Consider the following 12,767-nt stretch of genomic DNA (forward strand, 5'->3'; position numbering starts at 1 on the left):
AGATCTTGCCTAGAGTGATTTTTTTTAACGAAGTATTATTAAGTAAGTGAAAATACAGATCGCAGGTCGAGGGCGGTTTTTACGACAGTAAACTGGCTGCTATTATATAGCCTAGCTAAACCCGTCCCTAAATGCTTCTCCTAGATACTTTTTTTTGGCGCTTACTTACTTATATATATCTTAGTCTTCAAAAAATTAGAAGTTGCACTTTGCTATCCCGGCAGTGCCAAAATAAACTGGTGTATGCAAATCAACAGCTAAAATCTAAAAACAATCATGCAGAATATAACTGCTTCAAATCCAGCCACTGCGACCGATCGCGCTTTTGGTACCGCAGAGATTAAACTACTGGTACTGGATATCGACGGCACGATCGCAGGTGTGTCAAATGACATCGGAGAATCCGTCAAGCAGGCAATTCTGGCTGCCGAGTCGCGGGGAGTGAAAGTGGCCATCGCTACGGGCAGGATGTACCGCTCGGCTTTGCGTTTTCATCGCGACATTGGCTCAACTTTGCCGCTGATTTGCTACCAGGGCGCGTGGATTCAAGATCCGGCTACTCAAAAGCGGCTCCGGCACTTGCCACTGTCGAAACAAACAGCTCTGCAACTGTTAGATTATTTTGAAGAACCGCATTTGCGACCGCTCCTTTCGATCCATTTCTACATTGACGACCAACTTTACGTGCCGGAAATTACCGCAGCTACCCGAATTTATGCCGAACGAGCGCGCATTGAACCAATTGTGATTAAAGATTTGCGGCGAGATATTCCGGGGGAACCGACGAAAGTTTTGGCTTTGTGCCAGAATCCGGGGGTACTCGACGGGTTGCTCAGCAGTATGCGGCAGCGCTACACGCCTGCTGAGCTTTATTTGACTCGATCGGTTGCTACTTTTTTTGAAGTTACGCATCCTTTGGCGAATAAGGGAGATGCTGTGCAGTATTTAGCGGAGGAACTTTTGGGTTTGCAGGCGGCGAACGTGATGGCGATAGGCGACAATTTTAACGATCTAGAAATGATTGCCTACGCGGGTGTGGGCGTGGCGATGGGCAATGCTCCTGATGGCGTGAAGGCTACTGCTAATTGGGTAGCGCCGGATGTGGAGGATGATGGGGTGGCTGCTGCGATCGAACAATTTGTTTTGGGCGATCGTTGATATTTGTAGCACAAATACCGCAGGGGCGGGTTTGCCGATATCTGGAAAAAATCTAGAAAAACCCGCCCCGACTTAGCGACAATTTATTATATAACTGTCTAGTTTTGAGTTCTATGCAATCAAGTTTTGATTATCAAAAGAAATCAACACTGTCTGACTTTTTGAGATCGAGTGCAGTCAATTACTTTTTTTGCAACATCAGAATATTTATTTAACGAACCGCTTCGAGGCGCGTAAGCGCTCTTATCGCGAAGGGAGAAATGAAGAAAGCGGGCCGCGCTTACAGATATTCTGGATGTGAATTATAGATAATTTAAAACTCTTAAAAATGCCTTCCAACAGAAAAAGCACCGACGACTGGCCGTGTTTCGTCTCGGTGCTTCTTCTGGTTCGCTCCTCACACGTCCATCAATATAGCTGACTCAGTAAATTGTGTCAATACTTTTTACAAAAATTGTTTTTTGAGTCGGCTGCTGCCGGGGTGTCGGTGCGGTGGAGCGAGGCCAAACTTTTGCAATGCAAGGGTTTGACTCGATCGCCCAAGGTTGCATCCGAGCCGAAAAAATTTTACTTCACTTCCACTAGCCAGTCCAAAATTAGAGCGTTGACTTCACTAGGCCGCTCGTCGTGGGGACAGTGGCCCGTGTTGGGAATTGAAACAAATTTCACTGGTTTACCGTTGGCTGCCAATTGTTGATAAATCTGGCTGCCGGCGATTGGCGTCCAGGGGTCGTCTGCGCCCCAAAGTACCAATAACGGACGATCGACTTTGGGCAGCAGTTCTGAGGGTTGAGGGCCTGCTGGGGCTGTGAGAATTGAGGCAAACACCTGTTGAGCTCCGGGCTCGCAGGAGGGGGCGTGGAGGAGTTCTACGAGTTCGTCGGTGATGGCTTCGCGGTTGCTGTAGACTTGGCGCAGGGTGTTGCGGATGCGGTGTTTTTGGCGGATGTTGTTGAATACAAAGGGGCCGATCAGGGGCGATCGAACTAATTTAGTAAAAGTCCCCATCACTACTCGCAGCGGGAAATTTAGTTCGTCGGACCGGTGGTTGAGCCCGCCAGCACAGTTGATTAAAACACCGCCGGCTGATATTTCTGGATGGTTGGCGACTACCATCAAACTCAGCAAAGCGCCGATCGAATTCCCGACAAATACAGCCGGTTCCTGTACCAGATCCGCCGAGAAATCTGTCAGCAATTCTTCCCACAATTCCAGAGTGTAATCTAGGGCTGGTTTGGCGGAAGCACCGAATCCCAGCAAGTCCAGAGCAAATACACGATAGCCGCCGGCCGCGAGTACGGGAATATTTTGCCGCCAATGTCCGATCGAAGCCCCAAATCCGTGAATCAAGATCAGAGGGCGGCCGGTTCCTTGGACGGTATATTGGATTTTGTGACCTTTCCAAGTCCAAATTAGCTTTTCAAAACTCGTTGCAGATACTAATTGTTGTGCAGTCACGGCTATTATGTAAAGTTTCGTTAACTACTTTCATCATAGCAGCACCATCTCTTTAGGAGCGGGCTAGAAGCAATGCCCCACAAGAACATTATTCCCAATGCCCGATGCCCAATGCCCGATGCCCAATGCCCGATGCCCGATGCCCGATGCCCCATTCCCAATTCCCATTTTTACTTTTTTTGTAGCAACCAATAAGTCATCATATCCCCCTTACCTTTTACCGGAATCACGCCTCGCCTCTCAAACAAATACTTATCTTTCAAAAGCTCATAAGTAACATCAGTAACTTGAATGCTGCCTGCAAAACCCGTAGCTTCCATTCTCGCCGCCACATTCACCGTATCTCCCCACAAATCATAGGTGAACTTGCTCACACCAATTACTCCCGCAACAACCGGCCCGGAATTGATGCCGACGCGAATTGCCAGTTTTTCCCCTGTCTGGGCGGACAACTTTGCTATTTTTGCCTGCATTCCCAGGGCCATTTGGGCGATCGCCTCGGCGTGGTCATGTCTCGGCGTAGGCAATCCCCCGACTACCATGTAAGCATCGCCAATAGTCTTAATTTTCTCCACACCGTACTTTTCAGCTAACTGGTCGAAATGGGAAAAAATTACGTTCAATCGCTTTACCAACTCGGTGGGAGACATTCTAGCAGACAACTCAGTAAAGCCAACAATATCAGCAAATAAAACACTTACATCTGCAAAACTGTCGGCAATTGTGCTTTGCTCTGCCTTCAAGCGTTCTGCTATTGGTTTGGGCAAAATATTTAACAGCAACTTCTCGCTTTGTTCCTGTTGAACTTTTAGCGCTTCTTCCGCTAATTTCCGCTCTGTAATATCAGAAACAGTACCCTCATAGTAGATCAGATCACCTTTTGAATCTCGAACAGCCCGGACATTTTCTGACACCCAAATCCGGCGCCCGTCTTTGCGGCATACCATAGATTCAAACCCCGAAACGGCATTGTCAGCATCCATAGCAGCCACGAATTCGAGGCGGCGTTCCGGGTCAACGTACAGTTGCTTAGCAATATTTTTAATCTCGGACATCAGTTCTTCTGGCGACTCGTAACCGTACAATTTTGCCAAAGCTGGATTAGCGCTGAGATAGCGTCCTGAAGGTGTGCTTTGAAAAATGCCTTCCATCGCATTTTCTACAATGCTGTGATATTTTTCTTGAGCAATCCGCAGCAATTCTTCTGCTTGTTTGCGCTGAATTAAAGAACCTAATTGAGTGCCGACCGCATTAAAAACGTCTATAAATCGCGCGTCTTTCCGAGAAGACGAAATTTTAAAGAAAACTAGCACTGCCAATACTTCATCGCCTATCAAAATCGGTACGCCAAAACCAACTTTGAATCCGAGTTCTAGTGCTATTTGACTTCGGAAAAAATGCGGGTAGCCCCTGGAAACATCTTCTACCCATTCCGGTTTTTTGGATGCCCAAACTCGTCCCGGCAGCCCTAGATTCATAGGAAATGTCAGTTGTTCGCTTTGGCTGCGGAACGATTCCAGGCTGGCGTTGCTCGCATACCAGCCCCGGGCAGATTGCAGGAAAGTTCCTTCTGCATTGGGAATCCAAGCTTCTCCTACATCCCATCCGATGGTTTCGCCAACTTGGTGCAGAATTACTTCTAAAGCTGAGTGAAAGTCTACAGCTTCGCCGATCGCCCGCGTAGTTTCCAGCAAAAACCGGATTGATTCTTCAGCCCGCTGCCGTTCTGCGATTTCTTCGTGCAATCTAGAATTGCGATCGTGCAGTTCCCTAGCTTGCAGTTGCAGTTTCGATTGCAGCGAACGAAGGGAAAGTTGGTTTTGGACGCGGACTAAGACTTCTTCTACTTGAAACGGCTTAGTAATATAATCTACTCCTCCTACTTGAAAAGCTTTAACTTTTTCCAGCACGTCATCTAGCGCACTAATAAAAATTACCGGAATATCTTTAGTTTTTTCGCTTAACTTTAACTGCTCACAAACTTCATACCCGTTCATTTTCGGCATATTTATATCTAGTAAAATTAGATCGGGAGGAGATATTTGCGCCCCTTGCAGAGCCAGGTGTCCGTTAATAGCTTTCCTGACATGATACCCGTGAGATGTCAGCATAGTGGATAAAAGTCGCAAGTTGTCCGGCATATCGTCAACGATCAAAATGTCTTTAGGAGTCGCTGGTAATGGATGGTCGTTCATCATAATATAATTGAGTTAAATCGATAATGATATCTATCCGAAAATTATCGACTAAATCTGTTAAAGTGTTAGCGAGATTTGCCTCAGTTTCGGGAATTTGCTCGATGAGTTCGAGGATGCGGTTGTCGTCAACGCAAAGTGCTGCTCGGTGCAACTCGACCACCCAGTCTGTAGGCATTACACTCAAATCCTCGGTGGTCAAACTTTTAAGCAGCGTCGGTGCTGAAAAAGAAGTAGAGGAGTTTTCTTCCTCATAAATATAACGCAGGTTCAGGTGATGCGCTATCTTTTCAAAGAGTACCTCTTCCCGAAACGGTTTACAGATCAAATCGTTACAACCAGCAGACAAAATTATTTGCCGCTGCTCGTCAAAAGCACTGGCCGTCAAGGCAATAATTATTGTTTCTCTACTTTCTAGAGTTTTCTTAATCTGTCTTGTCGCTTCATACCCATCCATCACGGGCATCAGCATATCCATTAAGATCAGGTGCGGCTTCCAAGTTGAATGCAAAGCAATTGCTTCTTGACCGTTAGTTGCTTCGCGGACTTCAAACCCCAGCGGTACGAGGAGCTTAAGCAGCAGTTGGCGATTTTCCGCTACATCTTCAACTATTAATATCCGATAAGTTTGTTGTCCGGCTTCTAAAGCAATAACTTGTTTAACCGCCGATTTTTCTTGTTCATCACTTTCTGTTACTAAGTTAACCGAGATATTAAAGCTGAAAGTTGTGCCTTGGTCGAGTTGACTTTGAACAGCAATATCACCTCCCATAATCCGGACAAACTGTTGGCTGATCGGCAATCCGAGACCAGTTCCCTGCATAGATTTTCGACCAGTTTCGGTTTGTACGAAGGGCTTGAATAATGTGGAGATTTCCGAGGGAGAAATGCCTGGGCCCGTGTCGGCAATTTCAAAATACAATTGGGATTTGTTTTCTTCGGTGGCGTTATTTTCAGCTTTGCTGCTGACGCGCAAAGTAACTGTTCCGTGCTGAGTAAATTTAATCGCATTGCCGAGCAGGTTAATTAAAACTTGCCGCAATTTAGCTTCGTCTGTTTGAATGTACTGCGGCAAATCGCCGATATTTTCAAAGATGAGGTGCAAACCTTTTGAGTGGGCTTTTAGTTGCAGCATTTCTTTTAGACTGTTGAGAAGCCTGTAGAGATTGAAGCGATTTTCATTGATGGTAATTTGACCTGCTTCTATTTGGGACATTGACAAAACATCATTGATAAGTTCCAGCAAATGTTCGCCGCTGCGGTTGATAATTTCTATGTATTCTTTTTGTTCTTCCGTGATAGAACTGTTGCGAGCCATGACTTGGGAAAAACCGAGAATGGCGTTGAGAGGCGTGCGGAGTTCGTGGCTCATGGAAGCGAGAAATTGGCTTTTGGCACGGTTGGCAACTTCGGCATTTTCTTTGGATTTAATCAGTTCCATTGACTGCCTTTGAGTCCGGGCGAGCAATTCCGCTTGCTGTAATGCAACTCCTAGCTGAGTGCCTACATCAACTGCAACGTTGATTTCCGCTTCGGTCCACTGGCGGGGAGCTGAATTTTGATAGGAGGCTAGTAATCCCCAGAGCTTTTTGCCGCAGAAAATCGGCACAATAATGTAGGATTTAGCTTGAAATCTTTCTAGCAATTGGATGTAACAATTATCGAAGCCTTGCTTGTAAATATCTGGGACACAAAGGTAAGTTCTACCTCGGCTGTAGGCTCCGCCTTGGGTTTCTTGCAAATAGGTATCGTGGACTTCTTGTAAAGTGCTATCTAATTTTTGGACTACGCAAAGTTCGCTGTCTAAAGCGCCTTCAGTAAGCTTAGAATCGCTCTCCTGTGCTTGGATGAAAGAAACCCACTTGCGGTCAAGGGATTCGGCTACAAATTCGCCGCTCCAGTCTGGATTGAAACGGTAAATTGCGACTCGATCGCACTTCATGGTTTCGCGCAATTCTCGGGTTGTGGCGTAGAAAATTTCTCGGATATCTAAAGTCTGCCGCATTCTTTCAATGATGCGGGCGATCGCTCTTTGTCGTAAAGCACTTTCTTGCAGTTCGGTTTCTGCTTGCTTGCGTTCAGTAATATCTACAGCCATTAAAGCAATGCCGATCGCTGTACCGTTATCGTCAATTAGCTGAGTATTGTACCACTCGCAGATGATAATTCTGCCGTCTTTGGTCAGATTTTTGGAAGTGCCGCTGGATTTGGCGTTCAAGCCGTGATTGAAAATCTCAGATACTTGCTGGTGGTAGCTTTCAGGTACGATCAAATCGGAGGCGACTCTCCCTTTCGCTTCTTGCTCGCTGTAGCCAAAAATAGCAACGGCCGCGGGATTCCAAGTGATAATTTCTAAATTGAGGTTTAACTCGATAACTGCGATCGGCGTTTGCTGCAATAAAAATGAGATTCTTTGCTGCGATGCTAGCAGTTTCTCTTCGGCTAATTTGCGGTCTGTGATGTCATTAGCGGTGCCGAGAATTTGTTTGGGTTTACCATCAGTTGTTCTGAGAAATACTGTATCCCAACTGTGCATCCACCGCCATTCACCGTTTTTGTGTTTCATTCGGTATTGACATTCAATGACATCGCCGTCTTTGGCTTGCTCCACTTTTTGAACGCTTTCCAAAAAGTCTGACAAATCGTCGGGGTTGAGCAGCGTTGGCATCATTGCTGTACCCATATCTTGTATTTCTTGGGCGCTGTACCCTAGTATCGCCGCAATTTGTCGGTTGCTGTAGACATTGCGCTGTTCAATTAAATCGTAAACGTACAATAGGTTGGGATTGGAATCGGCGATCGCCTGAATGAAGTGCTGGCTTTCTCTGAGTGCAGATTCTGTTTTTTTACGGTCGCTAATATCTCGCGCTACGATAATCACTGATTCTGGAGAAAGCGGAGAAACTTTAGCATCGAGGCAAATGTCGCGATCTCCGACTGTAAAGCTATATTCAACATTGATGCTTTGCTTCGTTTTCAGAACTTTTTGGATGGCATTTAATACCAAATCTGCCACAGGTTCCGGCAAGACTTCGTGGGCAGTTCTGTTAATCATTTCGCTTGGAGGTTTCACCAAATTCGCCGTTCCTGTCGGGGCGATTTTGATGCAGCGCCCTTCTGCATTTCTCACTAAAACTGTGTCAGTCATGGCGGCAAAAATAGCCCGCAATTCTGCTTCAGATTCTTGTAGAGCTTGCTCAGCGCAGATGCGGGTGCGAATTTCTGCTTGCAGCAGTTTATTTTGCCGATCGAGCTGCACAAGCCGGTTTTTTTCTCGATCGATCAGTTTAGCTTGAGCGATCGCAATCCCTACTTGAGCCGCCACCGATTCTAACAAGTCGATTTCATCGCACGTCCATTCCCGGTAGCGATCGCACTGGTGCAAGCAGATAGCGCCGTTTGCCCTGCCTTGATAGGAAGTGCGAATTGCCAGCATCGATTTCAACCCAACCTTGTGGCAAAGTGGTTGAACAGCTTGCAAAAGAGGGTCTGAATAAACATTATTGGAGGCGATCGCCATATCTTGTATCATCATTTGTACGACGTGAGGATTGCCCCAAATTGGAATGGGTACGTTCCAAATAGATTCGCACGCGGGTTCGAGATACTCAGCCGCCAGAGGAATATCGACTTGGGGGGTAGTAACGTAAGTATGAATCAAACAGCGATTGACGCAGAATGCCAGACCGATTTGAGTTGCAGCTATTTGAAATATTTTTTCTGGCTGCAAACTTGAGCGAATTTCTTTAGTTATTTTTGCAATCAGCAATTCTCGCTGAACTTGCCGTTCTAAAGCTGCTTTAGCTCCTGCCCTTTCTATTTCTGCTTGCTTGCGATCGCTGATATTAAAAAGTACGCCATACCAAACAATGTCGCCATTATCGCGCATTTCTGGTCGAGAATTAGATTGCAGCCATTTGAGTTGACCCGACGGCGTAACAATCCGCCATTCAAAGGCAAAAGGTTCTAAACTTCGAGCACTAGCGGCAAGTTTTTCTTCCAGATATTGACGATCATCTGGATGATTTTGATCGAAGCACAAGTCAGGATTTTTTAAGATTTCCTCACTCTCTAATTCGTAAATTTCCCGACAAGCATAACTGATATATTCAAATTTAAAACTCCCCTCGGGCTTCTTTATAAATTGATAAATAACCCCTGGTATATTGACAGCCAATTTCTGCAACTGCGCTTTGCTTTCCCGGAGTGCTTGTTCTGTATGCTTGCGAAATTCTACCTCTCGTTGCAGTTGGGAATTTTGCTGTTTTAATTGTTTCGATAGCTGTTGTATAGTCAGTTGACTTTCGATCCGCACTAAAACTTCTTCCACTTGAAAAGGCTTAGTAATGTAGTCAACACCGCCGACTTCAAAAGCTTTGACTTTGTGAAAAGTTTCATTAAAAATGCTCAAAAAAATCACCGGAATTTCCCGAGTCTCTTTGTTAGCCTTCAGTCTTTCGCAGACTTCGTAGCCGTTCATTTTGGGCATGGCAATATCTAGCAAAATCAAGTCTGGGAGAACGGTAAACTTAGCCTTTACCGCCATTTTTCCAGAAATCGCCCGCTGAACTTTATACCCTTCTTTCGTCAAGATATTTGATATAAATCGGAGGTTGTTGGGCTGGTCATCAATAATTAAAATGTGAATACTTTCTTTTTCGATCACCATTTTTTGTCTTGCCATTATGAAATTTTTAGTGTAAGCAGCAGATTAATGATTTAATAAATCTAGCGATTTTATTCCAGGGACAATCATTCATCAAACCTTGTTAACCTCAGCAAACAGAGGATTAATTTTAGATATTAGCCCCTCGACTAATCCACCTTCTCTTCGTCCAACTTTTTGCCTGCTTGTCTTAAGTTCGCAACTCAAATTAACCGCATTATGGTCATCTTTTATTGCAAAAATAAACCTCATCATTCACTGCAAGAATTAACTATGCCGAAAAAAAGTCATGACTTAGGCACTCCAGACCAAAGAAACCGGATTTTTTAACTCTGTTCAAGGGCTGCGGCGAACTATTTTTGTACATAAAACCCGGTTGATGCGCCCGGAACAGTTTTTTGCTTGACTTTAGCATTAAAATTCCTAGGAGCATAACGCAAGCTTCTTGACATTTTTCTGCCACCTTCAAAGAGTTTTAGCAAAGATACACACCTGGACGCACCCCGAGGCGAAGAAACCGGGTTTTTTACTCTTGCCCCGGGCTGCAACGAAGTATTGCTGTGAACAAAACCGATTTCGACGCACCCGCCCATAAGTCTTAAGATATTTATAGGTAACTAAGACTATAGAGCCATCAACCCGCATGCAAAGCCTGCCGTATAAATTCTTTTGTAGGTCTTTTCTACGCAAGCAATTCCTTAAGTTTTGCAATATTTTCATTGGTGAGCGAGATTTTGATTTCCAGTTCTTGATCGGCCTCCCACAGCAGCAGAACGTTATCTTCCCCCAAGGCGATTTCTGGATTATTTAATTCAAGTGTTTGATATTTAACTTCGGGAAATCCTATGCGAATTACCAATTCTGATTCCAACTGAGGATAGATGTACAATTGCTGTTGCAGGTTGTCAAGTTCTAGTTTGTGAACTGTGTTGTTACGTTGGACAGGAGAATCGGCTTTGTACCAATAGAGAGTTTCCTCGCGAATTTGGGGATTGACTATCACAAATGTTTCGTCAAAACGCTGAGGGTGCCAGTGAATTTCGCTCAGACCGCCGATTTGCGGAATCAGTCGCTGTACCCAGCTAATTTCTTTGCCGTTGAGGTTTCCCCACCACTGACTGATATTATCGAGGCTGTCAGCATTTTCGGGGTTGTTGCTGCCGGACTGCCAGACTGTTTTTAATGGTTGCATATAATACAGGTTCTCCTAAGAATTTAACTTTGAGATTGCAGGCTTTCAATTGGAGATTCATTCGTTCTACAATAATCTTAATGGACTTACCAATTATTTACCACGAAAATTACGTGGCACCCCTGCCACCGGATCACCGCTTCCCGATGACAAAGTTTCGGATACTTTACCAGATGCTGCTCGCGGACGGGGTAGCAGATAAATCGCAATTTCACGCTCCCGAACTTCCGCCTCAAGAATGGATTGAATTAGTCCACGACCACCGCTACGTTCAAGCTTACTGCAACGGGACGCTCGACGACAAAGCTCAGCGGCGAATTGGTCTGCCTTGGAGTCTGGCCCTTGCTAATCGCACTTGCACTGCGATTGCAGGAACGGTTCTAACTGCCCAGCTCGCTTTAAAATGCGGTTTGGCTTGCAATACGGCGGGGGGAACTCATCACGCCTTTCCTGCTTTTGGATCTGGTTTTTGTATTTTTAATGATTTGGCGATCGCCTCCCGCGTCCTCCAACAATTGGGTTTAGTTCGCAAAGTTTTAATTGTCGATTTAGACGTGCATCAAGGAGATGGAACCGCTGTAATTTTCCAAGATGACAGCAGTGTTTTTACTTTCTCGATGCACTGCGAGGTAAATTTTCCCGGCACTAAACAAAAGGGCGATTTAGATGTACCTTTGCCTGTCGGTATGGAGGACGACGAATATTTACAAACATTGGATAAATTCTTACCAGATTTGCTTTCTAATGTCAAGCCAGATTTAGTTTTGTACGATGCCGGAGTAGACCCTCATCACGGCGACAAACTGGGAAAATTAGCTTTAACTGATACGGGCTTATTTCGCCGGGAAATGCAAGTTTTGACTGCGTGTTTGGCTGGCGGCTATCCCGTTGCCTGCGTGATTGGCGGTGGCTATTCCGACGACATGAATGGGTTAGTTTACCGGCATTCGCTGCTGCACCGAGCCGCAAGTCAAGCCTACAGGCAATATAAACTTTAAGATTTGTAAATTATGCGACAAAAATCTAGATAAATTTAGTTAATACCACATAAATGAACGGCAGACAGCCCGATCCATCGCAAAAATTTTGGAGCCATAGAATTTATAGTTCATTAGAGACTAGCGTTTAATCAATAAATAGGATGTCACGTATGCAAGTTAATTCAAACAACTCAGAACAACTAGGAAAAACACATGATTTAGAGTTTCTATAACCTATTACCAAGCGTTATTTGATTGTCATTAATGTCAGCTCCACCTGCGATGAAAAAGGTGACAGGTATCTCCATCCGCTGTGGGCAAAAGACCTAACGGAACACTTCAGGTATCTTAAAAACTTCACTCTAGCAACTCCCTGCCAACAAGAAACATCCCCAGGAAATGCAATTGTCGTCACCCGCGAACCATCGTTTTCTAACGTTGAATTCATCGACCTTCCCTCCCCAAACAGCTACCCCGAGGCAATATTGACGCTGCCTGCTACAGTTGCTAAACTTTGGGGTGCGATCGGCAAAGCAGATATTGTACATAGTTGCGTAGCAGGCTGGCCCATTCCTATGGGGTGGTTAGTGACACCAATAGCCCTGATTCAGGGAAAATTCTACGTAGTCGTGGTCGAGTCCGCACCGTGGCGTCTAGAACCAGGCACAACCATAAAAATCAAAGACAGAATCATCGCTTACGTATCGGAAATAGTGAATCGCTGGTGCGTAAATAATGCTAACCTGACAATCTTCACACAATCGCAATACCAGCAGAGTTTACTGACAAAGCGACAAGAACGAGGTCACGTCATCCACGCTTCCTGGATAGATGAAGAAAATATCATTTCTGAAGCCGATGCAAAGGAAATATGGCACAAAAAGCTATCCCCATCAACCCAAAAACTGAAACTTCTATTTGCTGGCAGAGTGGAGTCCAGTAAAGGCGTGTTAGTTCTGTTAGAAGCAATAAAAATTTTGGACAAGAAAAACATTGCTGTCAATCTCGATATACTCGGCGATGGCACACTGTTAAGCGAATGGTGCGATTCGTTTAGCCGAAACCCGAAAGGGGGGATGGCTAGCATCGATGGGGTAAACCCGCCAGGGTTAGAGTTC

The 12,767-nt window shown here is 45.2% G+C and carries 7 protein-coding genes; 3 read left to right on the forward strand and 4 right to left on the reverse strand.

Going from position 1 to position 12,767, the window contains the following annotated elements:
- The first annotated feature begins 276 nt into the window (after positions 1 to 276).
- Positions 277 to 1,158, forward strand: coding sequence for a Cof-type HAD-IIB family hydrolase (locus QUA78_RS25650; RefSeq protein ID WP_333303680.1), 882 nt, complete (start codon positions 277 to 279; stop codon positions 1,156 to 1,158).
- Positions 1,159 to 1,725: 567 nt separating this feature from the next.
- On the opposite strand, the gene QUA78_RS25655 is transcribed toward QUA78_RS25650, so the two are convergent.
- From QUA78_RS25655 to QUA78_RS25670, 4 genes are all read right to left on the reverse strand, one after another.
- Positions 1,726 to 2,616 (reverse strand): alpha/beta fold hydrolase, encoded by an 891-nt coding sequence (locus QUA78_RS25655; protein WP_333303679.1) that lies wholly within the window; start codon positions 2,614 to 2,616, stop codon positions 1,726 to 1,728.
- A gap of 170 nt (positions 2,617 to 2,786) precedes the next feature.
- Complete coding sequence (locus QUA78_RS25660) at positions 2,787 to 4,814, reverse strand: adenylate/guanylate cyclase domain-containing protein (protein WP_333303678.1); 2,028 nt, start codon at positions 4,812 to 4,814, stop codon at positions 2,787 to 2,789.
- Positions 4,780 to 9,480, reverse strand: a complete 4,701-nt coding sequence (locus tag QUA78_RS25665) for a response regulator (RefSeq protein ID WP_445302461.1) — start codon at positions 9,478 to 9,480, stop codon at positions 4,780 to 4,782. Before QUA78_RS25665 ends, QUA78_RS25660 begins: the two co-directional genes overlap by 35 nt.
- 679 nt (positions 9,481 to 10,159) lie before the next feature.
- Positions 10,160 to 10,669 carry a hypothetical protein gene (locus QUA78_RS25670; protein WP_333303676.1) on the reverse strand — a complete coding sequence of 170 codons (510 nt, stop codon included), beginning with the start codon at positions 10,667 to 10,669 and terminating at the stop codon, positions 10,160 to 10,162.
- An 80-nt stretch (positions 10,670 to 10,749) separates the two neighbouring features.
- Here QUA78_RS25670 and QUA78_RS25675 point away from each other — a divergent pair, with 80 nt between their 5' ends.
- Positions 10,750 to 11,667 (forward strand): histone deacetylase, encoded by a 918-nt coding sequence (locus tag QUA78_RS25675; protein WP_333303675.1) that lies wholly within the window; start codon positions 10,750 to 10,752, stop codon positions 11,665 to 11,667.
- A gap of 233 nt (positions 11,668 to 11,900) precedes the next feature.
- The coding region (locus QUA78_RS25680) for a glycosyltransferase (RefSeq protein WP_333399097.1) at positions 11,901 to 12,767 on the forward strand (867 nt) is incomplete at its 3' end.

Origin of the sequence: Microcoleus sp. K4-B3, assembly GCF_036704615.1 — a bacterium.
Lineage (GTDB): Bacteria > Cyanobacteriota > Cyanobacteriia > Cyanobacteriales > Microcoleaceae > Microcoleus.